Genomic DNA, 22,420 nt, shown 5'->3' with positions numbered 1-22,420 from the left:
CCACGCGACTGCTCTTCGACCTCCTGTGCGGCGCCCGCGAAGCCGCTGGCCGGCACCGAGGAAACCGAATCGACGTCACGCGAAATGGAAACGGTTATCCTGCATATGTTCTCGGGCCTGCGCCGGAACCCGGTGCCACACTAGGCTTCCCACTCGTGCACGGGCCGGCCTCCGGCCATGTTGCGCACGTAGTCGCGCATCATCTCGGTGAGCGCGGTTCGGCGATCCGCCCCCGCGGCCTCCCGACGGGCGATCTGCGCACGCTGCCACGCCGCTCCCGTCTGACGGCTCAGACTGCGCTGTTCGATGATCCCGAGGTAACGGTCCTGCGCCCGCGACGACAACCCGAACGCCTCGAGTCCCGCGTGCGCCAGCGGCAGCAGCCGACGCAACACCAGTTCGTCCGCGCCGACCCAGCCCAGACCGGGCCAGTACAACCGCGCATCCAGTCCGTATTTCGCGCCGATACCCAGATTCCCTTGTGCCGCATCGAAACTCATCCGGTGCCAGATCGGGAGTTCGGCGTCGACGAGGGCCCGCAGCGCGCCGTAGTAGAACGCGGCGTTGGCCATCATGTCGAGCACGGTGGGCCCCGCCGGCAGCACGCGGTTCTCGATGCGCAGGTGCGGATGACCGTCCGCGATGTCGTAGACCGGGCGGTTCCACCGGTAGATGGTGCCGTTGTGCATCTGCAGCTCACGCAGTTCCGGGACACGACCCGCCGCCAGGTCCGTCTCCGGGTCGGCCTCGGACACCTCGGGCAACAGCGCCGGAAAGTACCGGGAATTCTCCTGGAACAGGTCGATCACCGAGTCGATCCAGCGTTCCCCGAACCACACGCGCGGACGCACTCCCTGGTTCTTGAGTTCCAGCGTGCGGGTGTCGGTTGCCTGCGCGAACAACGGAATCCGGCTCTCGTGCCACAGCGCCTTCCCCGCCAGGAAAGGCGAATTCGCCGCCAACGCGACCTGCACGCCCGCGAGGCACTGCGCGGCGTTCCAGTGCGCGGCGAACTCCTCCGGCGCGACCCTCAGGTGGAGCTGCAGCGAGGTACACGCCGCCTCCGGCACCACCGAGTTGGTGTCCGCCCGTAGCTGTTCGACGACGTCGGTGCCCGGCAGGGGCACCCCGTCGAGGTCGAGTTCGATGTCCTCGCCGCGCGCCGCGAAGATCTGTTCGTTGAGCGCCTCGTAGCGAGGGTTCGCCGTGATCCATTCGCGGCCGAGATGGTGGAGTTCGAGCGTCGGCAACATCCCGACCATGACGAGTTGCGCGTTCTGCCGGTGCATTCGCTCGTCGGCGCGCCGCAGCGACTGCCGGAGCTTTTCTTCGAGTTCGATGGTCGCGTCGCCGGTCAGCCGACCGGGTTCGACGTTCATCTCGACGTTGAACTGCCCGAGTTCGGTCTGGAACACCGACGCGTCGTCGATCGCTTCCAGAACCTCGAGGTTCGACATCGCCGGCGCCATGTCGTCGCGCACGAGATTGAACTCGATCTCCATGCCGAGCTGCGGTTCCGGCGGCTCGTGCACATCGATGAAGGCGTCGTCGCGCAACATGCGATCGAGCACCGACACGCAGGCCTGTACCTTGCGGCGGAACTGACGTCGGTCGTCACGCGTGAAGGATCGCATCCTGATCTCGGTGCCCATGACGTCCCCGTTCGATCCGGTAGCCGACGAACGTCCGGCCTATCCCCGGATACTATCCCCGGATCGGGTTACACGGCGCGGTAGCTACTCCAGTCGGCGACGACACCGCGGGTGTTCAGCCACGCATTGGGATCGGTCTTGTTGCCGTCCTGATCCCACACCTCGAAGTGGAGGTGCGGTCCGGTGGACCAGCCGCGGTTACCGACGGTGGCGATCTGGTCGCCGGCGCTCACGCGCTGGCCCGCGGCGACCTGGTAGGTGTCGACGTGGCCGTAGACGGCGGTGCTGCCGTCGTCGTTGAGCACGCGCACCCACTGGCCGTAGCCGGAGGCCGGGCCGGCGTCGAGGACCGTGCCGTCGGAGGCGGACTTGATCGGGGTGCCGATCGGGGCGGCGATGTCGATGCCGCCGTGGTGCGAGCCCCAGCGCTGACCGAAGTCGGAGGTCAGGGTGCCCGACACCGGCTGCACCGTCGTCGGCTTGATCGGGTTCAGGTCGTTCAACCACTGCCCGGCGTCACCGAACTGGTCGACGAGGTCTGCGAGCGGGGCGGGAAGTTCGGGACCGTGCACGTGGCCGTGGTCGTCGACGGGGGCGGTGACACCCGGGACCGCGGGAATCTCGAATCCGGCGGGCAGCAGGCCCTCGGGGACCTCGAACGGCAGCGAACCGGTCTGGGCCGGCGCCGGGGCGGCAGCGGCGGTACCCGCGGTGAGCTGAGCACCGACGGCGAAGAAGGCGCCGGTCGCGGCGGCGACGGTCGCGGCCTTCACCGGAACCGAGGGACCGGTGGGCTCCACGCGGTGACGGCCTCGCTCAGCGGCGGTGCCGGGCAGGTCGAACTCGAATGCTGCGACCTCGTCACGTCCGCGCTGGTGCCGTCCCACAGTTGCTACCTCGTCTTCGTCCGCTTCCGTCCGGAGGGTTCCGGCCGTTCCTGGCCGAATCAAGGTAACAAAACGATATCGCCATGCGCCACCGTTACGTTTCCTTTATCTCGAGTATCGGGAATCGGACCGACGCGTCGGTTTCGGAAACCCTTCCCCGCCCGATGTGAGCGCACGGATCGACCGCGTCACAACCCCTGCTCCCCGACCGCTACACTCACATCCGCGCAGCGAATCGGCCCGCCCGTCTCCTGTGCACGCCCTCGTAGCTCAGGGGATAGAGCACGGCTCTCCTAAAGCCGGTGTCGCAGGTTCGAATCCTGCCGGGGGCACTTCACCGCACTACCGTTGCCGTGTGTCCGACTTCCCGGTGTTCGACGCCCACCTGCACATCATCGATCCGCGCTTCCCGCTGATCGAGAACGACGGCTACCTGCCGCCCGCGTTCACCGCCACCGACTATCGGACGCGCGTCGCCACGCTAGGCGTGACCGGAGGCGCCGTCGTGTCGGGGTCGTTCCAGGGTTTCGACCAGAGCTACCTGCTCGACGCACTGCAGGTCCTCGGTCCGGGCTTCGTCGGAGTGACACAGCTTCCGGCATCGGCGACCGACGACGAGATCGTCCGGCTCGATGCGGCCGGGGTCCGCGCGGTCCGGTTCAACGTCCGACGGGGCGGATCGGCGTCGATCACCGACCTCGACACACTCGCACGCCGCGTCCACGAGGTCGCCGGGTGGCACGCCGAACTGTATGTCGATGCCCGGGACCTGCCCGGACTCGCGGCGACGATCGAGCGGCTGCCCGCGGTGAGCATCGATCATCTCGGGCTCTCCGCGGAAGGACTCCCCCACCTGCTGAAACTCGCCGAGCGTGGGGTCCGGGTCAAGGCCACCGGGTTCGGGCGGGTCGACTTCGACGTCCCGTCCGCACTGCGGGCCGTCGCCGCGGCGAATCCGTCGGCGCTGATGTTCGGCACGGATCTGCCGTCGACGCGAGCGCCCCGCCCGTTCCGCGACGAGGACGTCGAACTCGTCGTCGATGCTCTCGGGACCGAGCTCGGCGCGGCGGCCCTGTCCGGCAACGCACGAGAGTTCTATCGCCTCGATCGACTGCGCCAAGATCACCGAAACAGCCCCGAGACCGAAACCGGTCGATAAACTCGATCGAGTCAAACGGTACGCGGGACGCGCCGCGTGCGCTTCGGGGAGCGCAGTGGTGGACGCCCGGACGTGACATCCCCTTTCGAGGAAGCAGCAGCATGAGCGCCCTGCGAATGACCCGTCGAATCCTTGCCGTTGCGGCGCCGATTGCGGCGGCCGCACTCTTCACCGGCGTCGCGGCAGCGGCCCCGCCTCAGGGACTGGGGACCGCCGTCACCATCGGTTGCCTCAACCAGGGCAGCCTCGCGTCGTTCTCGGCCATCACCGCGCAGCCCGGCCCCGAAGCGTCGCCGCCCATCGGTGCCGGCGAGGTGCTGTTCACGAGCGCACCCGCTCTGGGACCGGTCCCCGCCGCCGGTCAGGTCACCGTCGCCTGGCTGAACCGCGACACCGGCCAGGCCGGAATCACCGACCTGACCGGTACCTACCCGAACCTGTCGGGTGTGGCGAAGACCGGCTCGGGCAACGTGTTGACCACCGTGTTCGGTTCGGTCAGCCTGGGCAGCGGACCGGTCTGCAACTCGACGCCTGCGACCGGGATGGTCTTCGTTCCCTGAGTTCGCAGTCCCGAGTTCAGGAACGGCTGAGTTCACGCACCGGTGACACGCGGCGCCGGCCCGGCACGAGCATCGGCACCTGAGTCCGGTAGGTGCGGTACCTGTCCCCGAAGGTGCCGATGAGGTCGTGTTCCTCGAGCTGTATGGCGACGAGGACGTAGACGGTCGTGACCGCGGCGAACATGAGTCCTCCCACGGACATCGTGGGCGCCACCCAGAACGCGATCAGGAAGCCTGCGTACAGCGGGTGCCGCACGATCCGGTACAGGCGCGGCGTGAGGAATTCCGCGGTGGCAGCGGGCAACTCGAGCTGATTGCGGATCACCTGACGGACACCGAACAGGTCGAAGTGGTCGATCGCGAATGTCGACGCCAGAACCAGTGCGAACCCACCGAGCGAGACGGCGTAGAGGACGACGCGCAGCCACATCGTCTCGACGTCCCATACCTGCTGCGGTATCGGACGCCACTGCCACATCACCAGTGCCAGTGCGGCGCTGGCGAACAGGACGTAGGTCGCGCGTTCGATCGGTGGTGGAACGATACGGGTCCACCGGCGTTTGAACCAGGGCCGGGCCATCACCGAATGCTGCACCGCGAAGATCGACAGCAACGCGAGGTCGATGACCACCGCGACCGCGGTGGGTGCGGCGGGCCCCTCGTCGATCGTGCGGGGTACGACGAGTCCTTCGACCCATCCGATGGCGTAGAGGAATACGACGAGGAACGCGCCGTAGGCGAGCATGCCGTATCCGGTCATGAGGGTGCGGGACAGGCGTGAGGTGGTGTGAGTTGTCATGCGGTCGAGTCTCTGCACCGGCACACCCGCCGGATAGGTACCCGGGGTGGCGGATTCGGCCACCCGCCGTTTCAGCGTGGGCTGTACATGATCAGCCCGACGCCGATCAGGCACACCAGGGCTCCCGCGATGTCCCACCGGTCGGGGCGGAACCCGTCCATCACCACGCCCCACAGCAGCGAACCGGCGACGAACACCCCGCCGTAGGCCGCGAGGATCCGGCCGAAGTTGGCGTCGGGCTGCAGTGTTGCGACGAATCCGTAGGCGCCGAGCGCGATGACCCCGGCGCCGATCCAGATCCAGCCGCGATGTTCCCGCACGCCCTGCCACACCAGCCAGGCACCGCCGATCTCGAACAGGGCGGCGAGGGCGAACAGGACGAGCGATTTGGTGACGGTCACGCGGAAGACCCTACGGTCCGGTCCCGCCGGTTGCCGTCGGGCCCGAACTCCGCGCGTCGCACCGATTCTCCGCTCACCAGTACGGACACCATCGTTGCCCGGCCGGGAGGAAGCACCCGGACGGTGACGGAGCCGTCCGTCACGGCGGCGAGCTCGTCGGCGATCGCCCCCTGAACCCGATCCCGCACAGCGGGTTCGGCGTCGTCCATTCCGTGGTCGTCGAGCAGCACGACGTCCACTCCGCGACGGCGCGCGGCCGCAACCTCCTCGACGAGGGCGGGGTTCTGAAGCATGGGGGCCCGCACTGTGTCGCGGAGCCGTGCTTCGAGCACCAGGCATTCGAGGCGTTCGGCATCATCGAGTTCCGATCCGGACGCGATGCGCTCGAGAAGCGGGCGAGCGAGCTCGTCGAGCCTGTCGAGTTGCGCGTCGCGTTCCTCGATCATCGCCGACGCCGCGGCCTCCGCCGCGATCCGCTGAGTGGACTGCTCCCGCAACTCGTAGATCGATCGGACGACCGGTCGGATCATGTATGCGAAAACGGTGCCCATGAGTACGGGGGCAGCGTTGATCGCCACGACGACGAATCCGACTTCCCCGGCCTCCCCGGCACCGACGATGGCGGTCGCGAACATCAGCACATAGCCAAGCCAGGCGAGCGCGACACGCCCCCGCACGCACATGAACGAGAAGATGATCTTCGACAGACCGACCGTCCACAGCGGCGAGAGATCGGGCATCGGCAGCGGGCCGGCCAGCAGCACGAACCCGCAGGACACCACGCCGCTCGAGGCCAGCGCGATCGACGGCCCGAGCGGCATCGGGTCGCCCGGGACCGCCACGAGCGCAACCGCGGCGGCGATGCACACCCCCGCCGCAGGTATCAGCGGCCAGATCGCCCCGGCGTCGGGCGCAGCGTCGACGGCGAGGAGGACGCAGGTGACGGCATACAGGGCGACCAGCGCCCAGGCGGCCGGGGTACGCATCCCGAGCAGATCACGGATATCGGGGACGGGTCCGGTCATCTCGGCTCCTGCCAGGTGATTGTGACGATCGTGCCCTGCCGGGGCGCCGACTCGACCGTCGCGTCGCCGCCGTCGAGCGCCCGCATGCGCGCACCGATGGATACGGCGATGCCGAGTCGGCGGCCACCGACCCGGGCCGGATCGAACCCGATACCGTCGTCTGCCGCGGTCACGGTGAGGGCTCCGGCAGCGGCGTCGACGGTGACCGCACGCTTCGCCGCCGCGCCCGCGTGGCGGACGCTGTTGCGGAGCGCCTCGGCGAGCGCGGCCGCGACGGCCGCGCCCACGTCGCGCGGGTACAGCGTGCCCGCGGCGCCGGGAGCGATGTTCACCACGAACCCGATGTTCTCGTCGACTTCGGTTGCGACCGAACGAAGCCGAGCCACCACGCCGCCGACATCGGATCCCGGGTCGTCGCCGGAGTTCACGCGGAGATCGTCGAGTTCGGCGATCGCGCGCCGGGCCTGCCCGACCACTCGCTCGTCCGTCTCCTGGCGGCCCGCGGACAGCAACGTCGACATGACCCGGTCGTGGACGAGCGCGGCGAACCGCGTCCGTTCCGCGGACTTCGCCTCGGCCGCGGCGGCAGCGGACGCGGTGGCGTGGGTGGTCGCGATCGTCGCGTCGAGGGTCCGGCCGGCTGCGAGCCCGATGGTGGCGGCCCCGACGAACATCATCGAATAGGTCGCGATGAACGCGAAGGACGGCAGCGCATGATCTCCGACCGGAATGTCACGCACGATCCGGTCGGTGGCGTGCACCAGCACTTCGACGACGGCGAGATACGCGAACGGACGCCAGCTTCGCCATGCCGCGACCGCGGACAGCGCGGGCAGCCCGGGGACGAGGGTGAGCCACAGGTAGTCGTCGCCGGCGATGTGTCCACCGTTCCAGGCCGGCCACCACAGCACGGTTACCGCAACGAACAGCCACGCATTGGCTGCTGCGGTGCGGCGGAGACAGCGCACGTCCGGATGGAACGTCGCCGCGCCCATCGCCAGCGCGGAGCCGACGATCGCGGTCACGGCAAGCGGCGTCCACCATCCGGCGGTCACGGCGGCGGCGGTGGGCATGTAGCCGATTACGGGCACCAGGTAGAACAGGTAGCCGAGGACCACGAAGCGGACGAAGACCCGCACGAACCGGTCGCCTGCGGAACCACCCTCGTCGAACCGGACGCGCCGGCTCACAGCTCGTCGATGTCGATCAATCCGTCCTGCAAGGCCCGGGCGAGCAGCATGGCCTTCGTCGGGGCCGCTCTGCCGACCAGCGCGTATTTGTCCCGGATGCGGGCGATGTGGGTGCTCACCGTCGTCGGAGCGACGAACAGTCGTGCCGCCGCCTTCGACTTGGAGTCGCTCATCAACCATTCGCGCAGGATCTCCACTTCCCGTGCCGACAGCGTCGGCTTGACAATCGCCTGGTCCACAGGGCGTTCGAGCATGCTGGTCATGGGCAGGTCCTCCGTTGTCGAGCGATCTGCTGCGAAACTACGCAAACTGCGCATGCGTGCCGAGACGGATATTCCTCTGCCCAAGAAACCGGGGGCATCGTTACCTTTGCTTACAAAATGCCGTTCAGTAGACGCCCGGACCTTCACTCGCCGCCCGCGGACGTTCGGGAATCGGCAGCAATCCGTCCTCGACCGCGCGCTTGTACAGGTCCGTCTTCGTCGGCGCGGGCCGGCCTGCCTCCGCGTACTTCTGCCGGATGCGCTGCAGATAGTCGTTGACCGTCTGCGGCGCGAGCCCGGTCAGCCGAGCCACCCGATCGAGCTTCTCCCCGGACGCATACAGTTCGAGAACCTCCAGCTGGCGGGGGCTCAGGCCGACGTCCCCCAGGTCGGGGTCCCCGTCGATGGCCGCGGCCCAGTCCGTGCTCACGACCTGCCCACCCGACGCCGCCGTCCGGATCGCCTCGACCACCACGGCCGCCGGCGCGGATTTCCGCACCACCCCGAGAACACCCGCCCGCGCGGCGGACCGCACCAGGTACGGATTCTCCGCGCCGGTGAAGATCAGCGTCTCGATGCCCGCGGCCCGAAGCTGCTCGACATTGCTCTTCGGTGACGATCCGTCCTCGAGCCGGAGATCGAGGATCGCGAGATCCAGACGGACATTGCGGGCGAGCAACTCCTGCACGGTCGGTGCGGCACACACCAGTTCCAGGTCCGGTTCGGCAGCGAGCATCGCGCCCAGACCGAGCACCACCGACTCGTGGTCCTCGACAACACCGATTGCGCGGACGGACGTCCCGGAATCCTCGGCCAACTTCGCCCCTCCCGAACACCCGACACAGATTCGAGAACGTTAGCAGGGGAATGAGACACGTGGCGTCAGGCGCGACGCACGTCGGCGGGCTCGATGTCCTCGCGCAGCCCCCGCCAGATCGGGTGCCGCAGCCGGCCGCCGTCGGTCCACGACTGGAAACGCACCTCCCCCACCAGTCGCGGGGTCACCCACACGGCGCCGCGCGCGTCGGCGGTGGGAATGGCCTCCACGAACGGCGAGGTGCGCCGCCGCAACCGGTCGAGGGACGCGGTCATCGTGGTGAGGGTGCGGTCGTCGAACCCGGAGCCGACGCGCCCGACGAACACGAGGTCGTCGCCCTCGTACACCCCGAGCAGCAGCGCACCGAAGGTGTCCGACCGGGCACCCTGACCGGGCCGGTATCCGCCGACGACGACCTCCTGGGTGAGCCAGTTCTTCGCCTTGATCCACGCGGTGCCGCGCTTGCCCGGCAGATACACCGAGTCGCGCCGCTTGGCGATCACCCCTTCCCAACCGCGGTCGAGGCTCTCCTCGAGGGCCTCGGTTCCGCCGCCCGGCAACGTCTCCGGCACCTCCAGTCCGGGCGCGGCCGCACCCAGCAGTTCGAGCACCCGCCTGCGGTCGCTGTACGTCTTGCGGAGCAGGGAGACTCCGTCGAGATAGAGGATGTCGAACACGAGGAAGGTGGGCCGGCCACCGGACTGCAGCAGCGGAAAACTCGACACACCGTGCGGGTCGAAGGTGACGATCTCGCCGTCGAGGACCGCGTCGTGACCGTCGAGGATCTGTGCGAGAACCCCGAGCGACGGATAGTCCGCGGTGATGTCACGACCCGACCGGGAACGGATGCGCAGTCCGCCGTCGTGGACCTCGACGATGGCGCGGATGCCGTCCCATTTGCCTTCGAACGCCCAGTCCCGTTCCTCGAGGCCGCTCACGTCGCCGAGGGTCGCGAGCATCGGCGCGAGGTCGCGAGGGAACGGCCCGGACGGCGACGGCGTCTGATCCTTCATCAGGTGCGCGAGCCACTGGGTACCTTCGGTGCGGATCAGGGCATAGCGACCCTGCACGCGACGGCCCTGCAACTGCACGATGACCTCGTCGTCCCGCCACTTCTCCGCCACATAGGTGCCGGTGTCCCACACCGTCATCGTGCCGGCGCCGTACTCGCCCTTCGGGATGGTGCCGTGGAACGTGAGGTATTCGAGCGGGTGGTCCTCGGTGCGGACCGCCAGGTGGTTGCGGCCGGTTTCGTCGGGCAGGTTCTTCGGCACCGCCCACGACGCCAGCACGCCGTCGCGTTCGAGCCGCAGGTCGTAGTGCAGCCGCCGGGCATTGTGCTCCTGGATCACGAACCGGTCGCCGGGACCACCGGCGGCAACCGTGTCCGGCACCGGTTCGGGCGTGCGTGACGCGTCGCGTTTGCCGCGGTACTCGGCCAGCGCGTCCGCCCGATCCTGGCCGGGCAGCGGCGGATCCAGCCCCTCGAGCAGATCACCGTCGGCCTCGACACGGGCGAGCACCTCGTCGAACCGCAGCTGCGACAGACCGGGGTCCTCGAGCTCCTCCCAGGTGCGCGGCGCCGCGACCCAGGGCTCGTCGCGACCGCGCAGCGAATACGGCGCGACCGTCGTCTTGGCGGCGTTGTTCTGGCTCCAGTCGACGAAGACCCGGCCTCCCCGAGCGGCTTTCGCCATCGTCGCGGTCACCAGGTCGGGGTGCAGCTTCTCGAGATTCGTCGCGACGGTCCGCGCGACGGTCGACGCCCCGTCCGACTGCAGCGGCCGATCCAAGGGGACGTAGAGGTGAATTCCCTTGCTGCCGCTGGTCACCGGATACGCCGTCCATCCCAGTTCGGCGACCGTGTCGCGCACGAGGCGCGCCACCTGCGCACAGTCCGCCAGCCCGACACCCTGGCCGGGATCGAGGTCGAACACGATGCGCGTCGCGGCGCCTCGCGTGTTACCGGCGAAACGCCACTGCGGGACATGCAGTTCCAGCGCACCCTGCTGCCCGAGCCACGCGAGGGAGGCCACCGAATCGAACAGTGGATAGGTGACGGTGCGCTGCTTGTGGTGCAGCGTCCGGCGGTCGAGCCAACCGGGGGCGTGCGCCGCCAGATTCTTCTCGAAGAACGACTGGTCGTCCACGCCGTTCGGCCAGCGCTTGCGGGTGCCGGCACGACCGGCGACGTGGGGCAGCATCGCGTCGGCGATCGCCACGTAGTAGTCGATCACCTCACCCTTGGTGGTACCGGTGCGGGGGTAGAGCACCTTGTCGAGGTTGGTCAGCTTCAGGCGACGGTCCCCGAACGTGCGGGTCGGCATCACCTCATTGTGCCAATCGTTCGCGTTGATCTTGCTGGATCGGGACGGGGAAGGCAGTATTGCCCGCGTGTTGTCCCCGCTGCGACGCCTGCGCGCTGCGGCGGTGATCATTGCCGTCGCGGCGATTCCGGCCGCCTGCACCGCATCGCCGGAACCGGATCCGGTCCCCGCCACCGCCACGTCGCTCGCACCGGCGACGACCCGGATCCCACCCACCGACGCGATCGACGACTGCGGACCCGGCTCCCGCACCACCCACACCGACGGGGTACTCACCCTCGCCACCGACGATCCCGCCTACGCTCCGTGGTTCGTCGACGACGATCCCGCCAACGGCCGGGGGTACGAAGGTGCGGTCGCCGCCGCGGTCGCGGAAAGACTCGGCTACACCCCCGAGCAGGTCCGCATCGAGCGGGTCGGCTTCAACGAGATGATCGCGCCCGGGGACAAGTCCTTCGACGCGGCGCTCGGACAGGTCACGATCGTCGACACCCGCCGCGACGCGGTGGACCTGTCGTCCCCGTACTACGCGGTCGGGCAGGCGATCGTGGCGCGACAGGGCAGCCCCGCGGCAGCCGCCACCTCGCTGGCGGACCTGTCCGGGATGAAACTGGGTGCGCAACAGGGTTCGACGAGCCTGCTCGCCATCACCGACACCATCCACGCCGACGCCGAACCCGTGGCCTTCGAGACCACCGACGACGCCAAGTCCGCCCTCGCGGCCGGGACGGTCGACGGAATCGTGGTGGATCTTCCGACGGGGTTCCAGATCACCGAGCAGATTTCCGGCACGGTGGTCGTCGGTCAGTTCCCGCGGCCCAACGAGGTCACCGAGTTCTTCGGAATGGTGCTCGAGAAGGACAGCCCGCTCACGCCGTGTGTGTCGGCCGCGATCGACAGCCTCTACGCGGACGGGACGCTCGACGAGTTCGCGACGCAGTGGCTCGCCGGAACCGGCGGAGCGCCCGTCCTCGAATAGTCGTCAGCCGTAGAGTTCCGCGAATTTCCGCAACGACGCCTCGAGATCGCCGCGCAGAGTGCGCGCGACACCCGACCCGATCGGCCCGAACAGCGGAGCCCCGCCGAGGTCGATGTTCAGCGACAGGTCCGACCCGCCGGCGGTTCCGGTGACGGTGAGCAGCAGCCGAAACTTCGTTCCGCCCTTGCCGTTTCCGCGCAGCACCAGATGATGCGGGGCGTCGATCTCCTCGACCTTCCACGCGACCCGGTTGCGCAGTCCCTTGACGGACACCACGGATTCGGCGGTCGTGCCCACCGTCAGCTCCTCGGGCAGCTCGCTGCGCCAGCCGTCGTGGATGGTGAGCCACTCGTCGAATCGGTGCAGGTCCGACGCGGTGGCCCAGGTTCGTTCCGGATCGAGCGGGACGCGGGTGGTGACCTCGAGTTTCGCCATGTGCGGAAGCGTAGACACCGATCCGGCCGCCTCGCCAGCCCGCTTCGCGGATCACCGTTTCGTGTCGGCCCGTGGCATTACGCTGCGAGCACGCGACCGGCCGACGATCGACGCGCCGAGTACGAATTCGCTCACGCTGCAGTCCGAGCGGATTCCGACACGGCGAGTGCATTCGGGGCCGGCCGGAGATACAGCAGTGGGCCCGCTCGGCATCCCGCGAGAAATTCCGCCGAGCGGCTCGAACTCGCTCTCCGCTTCGCACGTTTCGCGCCGCCCATCGGTGCATCCCGGCGGATCCACGGCCTTCGACTGGTCGCCACGGACGTCGATTGGGCCACGGGACGAGGACCCGAGATCCACGGACCCGGTGAAGCACTGCTGATGGCGATGACCGGTCGTTCCGGCGTCGCCGACGAACTCGACGGTCCCGGAGTGGCGACACTGCGTTCCCGGATCGAACCCCGAATCTGACACCGAAGAAAAATTCCCACACCTCCGCGCTTCGACATGGCACACTGGGTGCCCGGAACAGCCGAACTCGACCGGAAAGGAACTCCGATGCACACCGCTTCGCACTCGCAGCGCATGTCGCAGAAGAAGATTCGTTTCCTGGATCGAGTTCTCGGAAATTCCGGTCCGAACACCGGAGTCCGCGTCCACTGACGCCCCACCTCGGGGCGTGTGCGCCCCGAGCTTTCGCCACCGTCACGGTGACCATCGGCCGATCTCGGCCGTCGCGGGACCATCACGCCTCGACGATCACCACTTACATTGTGAGAGAACGAGGTTGTCGATTGCCATGCGCCGCTCACCCACCGCCGTGACCACGTACCTGGCCGAGCACCCGCCGACCGCCGACGACGCGGACTGGTCGGCCGCCGCCTGCCGCGGCGACGGGCACCCGGACCGCTGGTTCCCCGACCCGAGCGAGTCGTTCGACTACGCGGCCGAGGTCTGCGGCCGCTGCCCCATCGCCGCGGCATGCGGCAGCTACGCAATCGCGACCGCCCAGACGGGCGTGTGGGGAGGACGAGAATACCGCCGCGGCAAGATGATTCGCTGACCGCCCGGTCTATCGCTTCGGGCTGCCCCACTCGCCCTCGACCGCGGTGAGCCACCGTTCCACGCGCTCGATGGTTTCGGCGTGGCCGAGGGTGAAGCCGAGCGATTCCTCCATCACGACGACACGGGACAGACTGGTCGTGAGGACCGACGCGACGACGGGCGGAAAATCCTCGTGCGCAACGCCGTACCGGTCGAGCAGCACCTCGATCGCATCCGCCTGGTCGCGCCGGAACCGCTCGGAGTAGTCGGCGAGGAGTTTCCGCAGCGCGGGCCGGTGTCGCGACATCGCCATGAACTCCATCGTCAGCGCCACCCCGGACGGGTCGCTGCTGAACCGCCACAGCGCCCACAGCGGCTGCGGGGATGCCAGCGCTTTCCTCTGCATGTCGAGGCCCTGGTCGGCGCGACGGCGGAACACCTCTTCGAGCAACTCGTCCATGTTCACGAAGTAGTAGTGCACGAGCTGCGGTTTGAGGCCGGCCTGCTCGGCGACGCGGCGGGACGAGACGGCCGCATAGCCGTACTCGAGCATGACCTTCTCTGCGGCGTCCAGCAGGACCGTCCGATTCTTCGCATCGGGAGCCCCGATCCTGCGCGGCGAGGGCATGCGCGCTGTCCACCTCCACAATTCGAACGGGTCGCCGTTGTTGCCGGGTCATCCTATCGCTCCGAAAACGATGCGACCTCGGCCGAAGGCACGCATCGTCACGGAGGCACATTCGACACGGAGCCCGCCTGCGCATGCCCCGGCATCGCATCAGCTCGAGGCGCGTACCACCAGCTCCACGGGCAGCCGCATCGACTCGGCGTCACCGTCGCGAACCAGGTCGAGCAGGCGGCGGACGGCCGCGACCCCGATGTCGTGCGCGGGCGAGCGGACCGTGGTCAACGGAACCGGCAGCTGCGCGACGACGGGAATGTCGTTGTAGCCGACGACGGCGAGATCGTCCGGGATGGACAGCCCGAGGTCGCGGGCGACGCCGAGGATGCCGATGGCGATGGTGTCGCTGACCGCGAAGATCGCGCGGGGCCGGTCGGTCCGGTCGAGCAGCGCCCTGCCCGCTTCCACACCGCCGGAGACGTCGAAGCTCGACGGGACGATCCGGTCGGCCGAAACCTCCACCGACGCCTCGCGCAAGGTGTCGAGGAAGCCGTCGCGCCGATCCCGGGCCGTGCTCGCATGGTCGGGACCGGCGATGATCGCGAGGTCGGTGTAGCCGCGATCGAGCAGGTGCCGGGCGGCGAGCGCTCCGCCGCGGTAGTCGTCACCGACGACGAACGGCAGTCCCGCGTCGGCGTGCCGGGTCACGGTCAGGATCGGCAGCTGCCCGAGCCCCAGGGACTCGACGAACGGGCGTCCGGGAATGTGCAGGCTGCTCAGCAACAGTCCGTCCACCTGCCGCCCGACCAGCAGGGTGATCGCACGGCGCTGCGCCTCGAGGTCGTCGGGCGGGCTCGACAGCAGGACCGAGTACCCGGCCTTCGTCGCGGCTTCTTCGATGCCCTGGTAGGTCGTCGCGACCACCCCGTCGGTCAGCCGCGGCATGACGACGCCGAGCGTGGTCGTCTTGCGGGTGCGCAGGCTCGCCGCCCACAGATTCGGCCGGTAGCCGAGCTCGGCCGCGACCTCCCGCACTCGCAGGGCCGATTCGGACCAGCCGTCGACGGGTTCGGGTTGGCGCAGCACGCGGGAGGCCGTCGAGACGTGCACGCCGGCACGCTCGGCGATCTCCTTGAGCGTCGGCGCACGGTCGGGACGGGACATTCGGCTCTCCTGCTCGTTTCGCATCGAGTTCGAGTTCCGGGTTGACGAGCCCGGAGCACGCCCCTTAGCGTAGGGCACGCAATCGTTCGTGCAAACGTTCTCGCAAACGTTATGACAAACGTTCCTCGACCCCCGGAGAGAGTCATGTCCAACCCCCAGTCGCTGACCCAGCTCTTCGCCCTCGACTCCCTGCTCGAGCAGGAGGAGATCGACATCCGCGACACCGTTCGCAAGTTCGGCAACGAACGCATCCGTCCGCACGTGGCCCAGTGGTTCGAGGAAGCGAAGATCCCGGCACGTGAGCTGGCGAAGGAACTCGGGCAGCTCGGCGTGCTCGGCATGCACCTCGAGGGTTACGGCTGCGCCGGCATGAGCGCCACCGCCTACGGCCTGGCCTGCCTCGAGCTCGAGGCCGTCGACTCCGGTATTCGCAGCCTCGTCTCGGTGCAGGGCTCGCTGGCGATGTTCTCCATCCACCACTGGGGCAGCGAGGAGCAGAAGCAGGAATGGCTCCCCCGCATGGCCGCCGGCGAGGCCATCGGCTGCTTCGGCCTGACCGAGCCGGACTTCGGCTCCAACCCGGCCGGGATGCGCACCAACGCCAAGCGCGACGGTGACGACTGGATCCTCAACGGCACCAAGATGTGGATCACCAACGGGTCCGTTGCCGACGTCGCCGTCGTGTGGGCTCAGACCGACCTCGAGGAGGGCGCCAAGGGCATCCGCGGCTTCGTCGTCCCCACCGACACCCCCGGCTTCTCCGCCCCGGAGATCCACTCCAAGCTGTCGCTGCGCGCCTCGGTCACCTCGGAACTCGTCCTCGACGGCGTGCGCCTGCCGGCCTCGGCGATGCTGCCGAAGGCCAAGGGCCTGCGCGGACCGCTGACCTCTCTCGGCGAGGCCCGCTTCGGCATCGTCTTCGGTGCGATCGGCGCGGCCCGCGACTGCCTCGAGACCGCGATCGAGTACTCGCAGTCCCGCGAGGTGTTCGACAAGCCGCTCGCCGGCTACCAGCTCACCCAGGCCAAGATCGCCGACATGGCGCTCGAGGTCGGCAAGGGCCATCTGCTCGCCTACCACCTCGGACGGATGAAGGACCGCGGCGAGATCGCCCCCGAGCAGGTCAGTCTGGGCAAGCTCAACAACGTCCGCGAAGCCATCGCGGTCGCCCGCGAGTGCCGGACCATCCTGGGTGCGAACGGCATCACCCTCGAATACCCCGTCATCCGGCACGCCAACAACCTCGAATCGGTGCTGACCTACGAGGGCACCTCCGAGGTCCACCAGCTGACCATCGGCAAGGCCCTGACCGGAGAGGCAGCCTTCCGGTGACAGGGGCATTGGAGGGGCTGGTGATCGCCGACTTCGGTCGCGTGCTCGCCGGCCCCTACGCCACGATGCTGCTCGCCGACCTCGGGGCGGAGGTCGTCAAGGTCGAACGCCCGGGCTTCGGCGACGACACCCGACACTGGGGTCCGCCGTGGGTCGGCGACGAGTCGACGTACTTCCTGGGTGTCAACCGGAACAAGCGGTCGGTGTCGATCGACCTGACCACCGAGGCGGGGCTCGACGAGGCCCGTAACCTCGTCGCCCGCGCCGACGTCGTCGTCGAGAACTTCCTGCCCGGCACGATGAATCGGCTCGGCCTCGGCTACGAGCAGGCCCGCGAACTCAACCCCGACATCGTGTACTGCTCGATCACCGGGTTCGGCGGCAACAACAACCTGCCCGGCTACGACCTGCTCATCCAGGCGGTCGGCGGATTGATGAGCATCACCGGGCCCGACCCGGCGACCCCCACCAAGGTCGGTGTCGCGGTCGTCGACGTCATCACCGGAATGCACGCTGCGCTGGGCATTCTCGCCGCGCTCCGGCACCGCGACCGGACCGGTGAGGGCCAGCGCGTCGAGGTGAACCTGCTGTCGTCGCTGCTGTCGGCGCTGGCGAACCAGTCGTCGGGCTATGTGGCGGCCGACGTCGTGCCGAAGGCCATGGGCAACCGGCATCCGAGCATCGCACCCTACGAGGTGTTCAGCACCGCGGACCGGCCGTTCGTCCTCGCCGTCGGCAACGACCGCCAGTTCGCCTCGCTGGTAGAGGTTCTCGGGGCGCCCGAACTCGCATCCGACGACCGGTTCACGACGAACACCGCACGCGTCGCGAACCGCGAGGAACTGACGAAGATCCTCGACGAACTGCTGTCGACGAACACCGCCGACGCCTGGTTCGACGCCCTCACCGCGGCACGCGTGCCGTGCGGGCCGCTCAACGACATCGCCGACGCCGTCGCCCTCGCCGAGCGCCTCGGCCTGTCGCCGGTCGTGTCGATCGACGATCCGGACCGGGACGCTCCGCTCCGCCAGATCGCCAACCCGATCCGGCTCAGCGCCACCCCCGCGACGTACCGCACGGCGCCGCCGCGCCTCGGTTAGATCTCGACAGCTTCTCCTACGCCTTCAACACCGACGCCGGGTGACGGTTCGCGCCGTTTCGCCCGGCGCCGGTGGCGAATGTGCCACAGTCGAATACGCCCCTCGATGTTCCCAACCTATTCGATACGCATGTGCCCGGCGGGCGGGAAAGAGAGAAGACATGTGCACCAGGGTCGTGTGGCCGGATGCGGCGGGATCGGTACTCGTCGGCCGCAACATGGACTATCACCGCGACACGGGGACGAATCTGTGGTCCCTGCCGCGCGGAATCGACCGGCGGGACGGCGTCGGCGGCTCGTTGACCTGGACGTCGAAGTTCGGCAGCGTCGTCGCCGCGGCCTTCGACATGATGACCGTCGACGGCATGAACGAGGCCGGCCTGTCGGGACACATCCTCTGGCTCGCGGAGTCGGACTACGGAACCTACGACCCGTCCCGGCCGGCGCTGAGCATGGCTGTGTGGATGCAGTACTTCCTGGACAACTTCGCCACGGTCGCGGAGGCGGCGGCGTGGATCGAGCAGACCGAGGTGCAGGTCGTTCCTCTCGGCGACCCGGCCACCGGCGAGGTGCCCACGGTGCACCTCGCACTGGACGATGCGACGGGTGATTCGGCGATCGTCGAGTACGTCGACGGCAAGGCCACCGTCTGGCACGACCGCAGCTATCAGGTGATGACGAATTCACCGACCTACGACAAGCAGCTCGAACTGCTCCGCGAGGTCGAGGGATTCGGTGGCGACAAGCCGTTGCCCGGTACCACGGACGCCGCCGACAGGTTCGCCCGCGCCGCCTATTACGTCGGCCGGCTTCCCGAACCCGAGAGCGGGGTGGAGGCCGTCGCCGGGATGTTCAGTGTCATCCGCAATGCGGCGCAGCCGTTCCGGGTTCCGGATCCGGACAAACCCTATGCGTCACAGACGATCTGGCAGACCGTGGGTGACCTGACCGGCAAGCGCTACGTGTTCGCGTCGACGACGCGCCCGAACGTCCTGTGGGTCGACCTCTCCGAGCTGGATTTCACCGAGGGTGCGCCGGCGCGCAAGCTCGATCTGCTCGGCGACACCGCACTCGAGGGTGGGCTCGGCGGCAACGTCACGGATCGGTTCGTCGACACCGCCCCCTTCACGTTCCTCGAACTTCCGGCTGCGCAGTAGGTCCTCGAACTGCCGGTTGCGCAGTGGCAGAACCGGAACAGCAGGGAACCCGCAACGCGACGGTGCCGCGCTCCCGGGTGTGGGAGCGCGGCACCGAAGGGGTTCGCCGCCAGGGTTCTCCTGGGGGCGACTGTCTCTAGTGGGCGACCGCCTTCTCGACACCGACACCGGTGAGCGAGCGGACCTCCATCTCGGCCTGCTTGAACGGATCCTCCACCTTGCGGCGGCCGACGTAGGTGCCGACGATGCCGAGGACGAAGGCCAGCGGGATGGACACGATGCCGGGGTTCGACAGCGGGAACAGCGCGAAGTCGGCGTTCGGGAACATCGACGACGGCTTGCCGGACACGGCCGGGGAGAACACGATCAGCAGCAGGCAGCTGATCAGACCGCCGTAGATGCTGAACAGTGCGCCGGTGGTGTTGAACTTCTTCCAGAACAGCGAGTACAGCAGCGTCGGCAGGTTCGCCGAGGCGGCGACCGCGAACGCGAGGGCGACCAGGAAGGCGATGTTCTGGCCCATCGCCAGGATGCCCAGCACGATCGACATCAGGCCGATGACGACGACGGTGATGCGCGAGACCCGCACCTGCTCGTCCTCGGTTGCGTTGCCGCGCTTGATGACACTGGCGTAGATGTCGTGGGCGAAGGACGCCGACGCGGTGATCGCCAGACCCGCGACGACCGCGAGGATCGTGGCGAACGCGACCGCGGAGATGATCGCCAGGAACAGGGTGCCGCCGAGTTCGAAGGCCAGCAGCGGAGCCGCCGCGTTCTCCTTACCGGGGGCGTTCAGGATGACGTCCGGGCCGACCAGCTTCGCGGCACCGTAGCCGAGGACCAGGGTGAACAGATAGAAGGCACCGATGAGCGCGATCGCCCAGGTCACCGAGCGGCGGGCTTCCTTCGCGGTCGGCACCGTGTAGAAGCGCATGAGCACGTGCGGCAGGCCGGCGGTGCCGAGCACCAGGGCGATACCGAGCGAGACGAAGTCGATGCGGGTCATGTCGCTGATGCCGTACTTCGCGCCCGGAGCGAGGATGTCGCGACCGGCGACCGCCGCGTCCGAGGAGTTCGACGCCATGGCCTGCGCGTCGGCGAGCAGCTGGGAGAAGTTGCCGCGCACGGCGAACAGCACGAGGACGAACATGATCGCGGCGCCGGCGACGAGCAGGACGGCCTTGACCATCTGCACGTAGGTGGTGCCCTTCATGCCGCCGATGAGCACGTACACGATCATGAGCACACCGACGACCGCGACGACGATCGCCTGACCGGCCTTGTCGTGGATGTCGAGCAGCAGCGCGACCAGGCCACCGGCACCGGCCATCTGGGCGAGCAGGTAGAACAGCGAGACCGCGAGGGTGGACAGCGCCGCGGCCATGCGCACCGGCCGCTGCTTGAGCCGGAAGCTCAACACGTCGGCCATCGTGAAACGCCCTGTGTTGCGCAGGAGTTCGGCGACGAGCAGCAGCGCGACGAGCCACGCGACGAGGAAGCCGATGGAGTACAGGAAGCCGTCGTAGCCGTACACGGCGATGGCACCGGCGATTCCGAGGAACGACGCGGCCGACAGGTAGTCACCGGCGATCGCGAAACCGTTCTGCGGGCCGGAGAACTGGCCGCCGCCGGTGTAGAAGTCCGAGGCCTTCTTGGTGGTGCGGCTGGCCTTGATGACCAGGCCCATGGTGACGACGACGAACGCGACGAAGATCGCGATGTTGATCAGCGGGTTGCCGACATCGGCGGTCCCACTCTGCGCGAGAACGGTCACTGTGCCGGTCCTTCCAGCTCTTCACGGATCGCGGCGGACCGAGGATCGAGCTCGCGTCCTGCGAATTTCACGTAGAGGGCGGTGATCACGAACGTCGTCACGAACTGACCGAAGCCCAGGATCAAGCCGAGATTGATGTTGCCGATCACCTTCGTCGCCATGAAGTCGGCGGCGTACGTCGCGAGCAGCACGTAGACCCCGTACCAGGCGAGGAAGAACACCGTCACCGGGAACACGAACCGCCGCAACCGGCTACGCAATTCCTGGAATTCCGGGCTCGCTTGCATGGCTACGAAGTCCTGGGGTGTGGGTTCGCGCCGTACCGGCGCGTCGAGCCCACTCTTGACTGTGGTCACTGCCGACTCCTCGGTTTGTGAGTTGTAGTGAGAACAGACGGTAATGAGACGACGGTCACACGCATAAGGAGTGCGGTCCGATCGCACGCCGAGCTGTCGTGTCGTGCGCCGAGCGGTCGACTCACCGCGACGAACGGCGCGTCCGATCCCCCGAAACGGATTTATCGGCACCGGACGTGCCCGCACCGAATGCGCCGATCTCACGGTCGCGGCCCATGCCGAGCCGTTCCGGGACGTGCATGCGCGAGAAGGTGCGCCCCACATCCGCGGGAACCGACCGGCGGGTGGCGAGGGAGACCAGCACCATCGCCAGGAACGCCAGCGGCACACTCACCGCGGCCGGGTAGCCGACGAGCACCGCCGGCCAGCCGCCGCGATCCGGATCGATGGGGGCGAGCACCACCACCATCGCGGCGATCCCGGACACCAGCCCGCCGAGCACCATCCCCGCGGCGGCCCCGGCCGCGGTGAGGCCCCGCCACCAGATACCCAGGATCAGCAGCGGGCACAGCGTCGACGCCGCCACCGCGAACACCAGGCCCACCGAACGCGACAGGTCCAGCGACGTCACCGACAGCGACAACGCGAGCGGCACGATCCCGGCGAGCACCGCCGCGATCCGGAAGTCCCGGACCCGGCCGCGCAGCACATCCGTCGACAGCACGCCCGCGACGCTGACCAGCAGGCCCGACGACGTGGACAGGAACGCAGCGATCGCACCCGAGGCGACGAGCGCGGCCAGCAGCTGCCCACCCCACCCGCTCAGCACCGATCCGGGCAGCAGCAGAACCGCCGCGTCCGAGCGTCCGGTGATGAGCAGCTGGGGCACATACAGTCGCGCGAAGACGCCGAGCAGCGTCGGGAACAGGTAGAACATGCCGACCAGGGCGATCACGGCGAGCGAGGTCATCCGCGCGGTGCGGCCGTCGGGGTTGGTGTAGAACCGCACGAGCACGTGCGGCAGGCCCATCGTGCCGAGGAACGTCGCGAGGATCAGCGAGTACACCTGGAACATCGGGTAGTCCCCGCCGAATCCGTTTCCGGGTGAGGCCCACGAGTCGTTGTCCGGCGGCGCACCCGCAACGACCGGAACGGGCGAGCCGGCGGCGAGCACGAGCTCGGTTCCCGACGACAGCTCGTGCTGGCCCGGCGCGAGCAGCACCGGACCGGCGACCGGCCGGCCGTCGATGTGCCCGGTGACGTCGACCTGCAGCGGCTCCCCCACCTGCACGATCACATCGGTGGTGATGTCGACGGTGGTGCGATCGGTGACGGTCGGCGGCACCGCCTCGGTCAGGACCCGGTCGTGGGCGAGGAAATGCAGGGTGAGTACCAGCGCCGGCAGCGCGACCGCGGTGAGCTTGAGCCAGTACTGGAA

Annotated in this window: 22 protein-coding genes and 1 tRNA gene; 8 read left to right on the top strand and 15 right to left on the bottom strand. The window is 68.5% G+C overall.

What is annotated here, in order from left to right:
* Positions 1–140 precede the first annotated feature (140 nt).
* Positions 141–1,652 (bottom strand): glutamate-cysteine ligase family protein, encoded by a 1,512-nt coding sequence (locus tag M1M07_RS24050; protein WP_197250514.1) that lies wholly within the window; start codon positions 1,650–1,652, stop codon positions 141–143.
* A 68-nt stretch (positions 1,653–1,720) separates the two neighbouring features.
* The gene (locus tag M1M07_RS24045; protein ID WP_248675782.1) at positions 1,721–2,539 is read right to left on the bottom strand and encodes a M23 family metallopeptidase; all 819 of its coding nucleotides are present in this window, start codon (positions 2,537–2,539) and stop codon (positions 1,721–1,723) included.
* A gap of 259 nt (positions 2,540–2,798) precedes the next feature.
* On the opposite strand from M1M07_RS24045, the gene M1M07_RS24040 reads away from it, so the two are divergent.
* The 3 genes from M1M07_RS24040 (at position 2,799) to M1M07_RS24030 (ending at position 4,258) form a co-directional block, all read left to right on the top strand.
* Positions 2,799–2,871, top strand: a tRNA-Arg gene (locus M1M07_RS24040).
* Positions 2,872–2,894: 23 nt separating this feature from the next.
* A complete protein-coding gene (locus tag M1M07_RS24035) occupies positions 2,895–3,698 on the top strand; it encodes an amidohydrolase family protein (RefSeq protein ID WP_248675781.1) in 804 nt (267 codons plus the stop codon).
* A 101-nt stretch (positions 3,699–3,799) separates the two neighbouring features.
* Positions 3,800–4,258 carry a hypothetical protein gene (locus tag M1M07_RS24030; protein ID WP_197250517.1) on the top strand — a complete coding sequence of 153 codons (459 nt, stop codon included), beginning with the start codon at positions 3,800–3,802 and terminating at the stop codon, positions 4,256–4,258.
* Between the two features lie 16 nt (positions 4,259–4,274).
* Here M1M07_RS24030 and mddA read toward each other — a convergent pair whose 3' ends face one another.
* The 7 genes from mddA to M1M07_RS23995 form a co-directional block, all read right to left on the bottom strand.
* Positions 4,275–5,057 (bottom strand): methanethiol S-methyltransferase, encoded by a 783-nt coding sequence (gene mddA / locus M1M07_RS24025; protein ID WP_248675780.1) that lies wholly within the window; start codon positions 5,055–5,057, stop codon positions 4,275–4,277.
* Between the two features lie 71 nt (positions 5,058–5,128).
* Positions 5,129–5,458 carry a YnfA family protein gene (locus M1M07_RS24020; RefSeq protein ID WP_197250519.1) on the bottom strand — a complete coding sequence of 110 codons (330 nt, stop codon included), beginning with the start codon at positions 5,456–5,458 and terminating at the stop codon, positions 5,129–5,131.
* On the bottom strand, positions 5,455–6,483 hold the full coding sequence (locus tag M1M07_RS24015; protein ID WP_197250520.1) for a hypothetical protein: 1,029 nt from the start codon (positions 6,481–6,483) through the stop codon (positions 5,455–5,457). Before M1M07_RS24015 ends, M1M07_RS24020 begins: the two co-directional genes overlap by 4 nt.
* The gene (locus M1M07_RS24010; RefSeq protein ID WP_248675779.1) at positions 6,480–7,673 is read right to left on the bottom strand and encodes an ATP-binding protein; all 1,194 of its coding nucleotides are present in this window, start codon (positions 7,671–7,673) and stop codon (positions 6,480–6,482) included. The genes M1M07_RS24015 and M1M07_RS24010 overlap by 4 nt, the downstream gene beginning before the upstream one ends.
* Positions 7,670–7,936: a LuxR C-terminal-related transcriptional regulator gene (locus M1M07_RS24005; RefSeq protein ID WP_197250920.1), complete on the bottom strand. Its 267-nt coding sequence runs from the start codon at positions 7,934–7,936 to the stop codon at positions 7,670–7,672. Before M1M07_RS24005 ends, M1M07_RS24010 begins: the two co-directional genes overlap by 4 nt.
* A gap of 124 nt (positions 7,937–8,060) precedes the next feature.
* Positions 8,061–8,753, bottom strand: a complete 693-nt coding sequence (locus M1M07_RS24000; RefSeq protein WP_197250919.1) for a response regulator transcription factor — start codon at positions 8,751–8,753, stop codon at positions 8,061–8,063.
* A gap of 65 nt (positions 8,754–8,818) precedes the next feature.
* A complete protein-coding gene (locus tag M1M07_RS23995; protein ID WP_248675778.1) occupies positions 8,819–11,080 on the bottom strand; it encodes an ATP-dependent DNA ligase in 2,262 nt (753 codons plus the stop codon).
* A 124-nt stretch (positions 11,081–11,204) separates the two neighbouring features.
* On the opposite strand from M1M07_RS23995, the gene M1M07_RS23990 reads away from it, so the two are divergent.
* A complete protein-coding gene (locus M1M07_RS23990; RefSeq protein ID WP_248675793.1) occupies positions 11,205–12,059 on the top strand; it encodes a transporter substrate-binding domain-containing protein in 855 nt (284 codons plus the stop codon).
* A 3-nt stretch (positions 12,060–12,062) separates the two neighbouring features.
* Here the strand turns inward: M1M07_RS23990 and M1M07_RS23985 are convergent, their stop codons facing one another.
* Complete coding sequence (locus tag M1M07_RS23985) at positions 12,063–12,494, bottom strand: SRPBCC family protein (protein WP_197250917.1); 432 nt, start codon at positions 12,492–12,494, stop codon at positions 12,063–12,065.
* 799 nt (positions 12,495–13,293) lie between these two features.
* Between M1M07_RS23985 and M1M07_RS23980 the strand changes: the two genes are divergently transcribed.
* Positions 13,294–13,557: a WhiB family transcriptional regulator gene (locus M1M07_RS23980; protein WP_248675777.1), complete on the top strand. Its 264-nt coding sequence runs from the start codon at positions 13,294–13,296 to the stop codon at positions 13,555–13,557.
* Between the two features lie 9 nt (positions 13,558–13,566).
* On the opposite strand, the gene M1M07_RS23975 is transcribed toward M1M07_RS23980, so the two are convergent.
* Entirely contained in the window at positions 13,567–14,166 is a 600-nt protein-coding gene (locus M1M07_RS23975; RefSeq protein WP_248675776.1) for a TetR/AcrR family transcriptional regulator, read from the bottom strand.
* 150 nt (positions 14,167–14,316) lie between these two features.
* Complete coding sequence (locus M1M07_RS23970; RefSeq protein WP_197250914.1) at positions 14,317–15,324, bottom strand: LacI family DNA-binding transcriptional regulator; 1,008 nt, start codon at positions 15,322–15,324, stop codon at positions 14,317–14,319.
* A gap of 144 nt (positions 15,325–15,468) precedes the next feature.
* Between M1M07_RS23970 and M1M07_RS23965 the strand changes: the two genes are divergently transcribed.
* From M1M07_RS23965 to M1M07_RS23955, 3 genes are all read left to right on the top strand, one after another.
* Positions 15,469–16,656: an acyl-CoA dehydrogenase family protein gene (locus tag M1M07_RS23965; protein ID WP_197250913.1), complete on the top strand. Its 1,188-nt coding sequence runs from the start codon at positions 15,469–15,471 to the stop codon at positions 16,654–16,656.
* Positions 16,653–17,756 carry a CoA transferase gene (locus tag M1M07_RS23960; protein WP_197250912.1) on the top strand — a complete coding sequence of 368 codons (1,104 nt, stop codon included), beginning with the start codon at positions 16,653–16,655 and terminating at the stop codon, positions 17,754–17,756. The genes M1M07_RS23965 and M1M07_RS23960 overlap by 4 nt, the downstream gene beginning before the upstream one ends.
* Before the next feature lie 160 nt (positions 17,757–17,916).
* Positions 17,917–18,912: a linear amide C-N hydrolase gene (locus M1M07_RS23955; protein ID WP_197250911.1), complete on the top strand. Its 996-nt coding sequence runs from the start codon at positions 17,917–17,919 to the stop codon at positions 18,910–18,912.
* A 136-nt stretch (positions 18,913–19,048) separates the two neighbouring features.
* On the opposite strand, the gene M1M07_RS23950 is transcribed toward M1M07_RS23955, so the two are convergent.
* The 3 genes from M1M07_RS23950 to M1M07_RS23940 form a co-directional block, all read right to left on the bottom strand.
* Positions 19,049–20,686, bottom strand: a complete 1,638-nt coding sequence (locus tag M1M07_RS23950) for a cation acetate symporter (protein ID WP_197250910.1) — start codon at positions 20,684–20,686, stop codon at positions 19,049–19,051.
* Complete coding sequence (locus M1M07_RS23945) at positions 20,683–20,973, bottom strand: DUF485 domain-containing protein (protein ID WP_197250921.1); 291 nt, start codon at positions 20,971–20,973, stop codon at positions 20,683–20,685. The genes M1M07_RS23950 and M1M07_RS23945 overlap by 4 nt, the downstream gene beginning before the upstream one ends.
* Positions 20,974–21,163: 190 nt before the next feature.
* The coding region (locus M1M07_RS23940) for a cation acetate symporter (protein ID WP_248675775.1) at positions 21,164–22,420 on the bottom strand (1,257 nt) is incomplete at its 5' end.

The sequence above is a fragment of the Rhodococcus sp. HM1 genome, from assembly GCF_023218075.1.
In the GTDB taxonomy this organism is placed as follows: domain Bacteria; phylum Actinomycetota; class Actinomycetes; order Mycobacteriales; family Mycobacteriaceae; genus Rhodococcus.
This window is presented reverse-complemented; position numbering and strand designations above follow the sequence as displayed.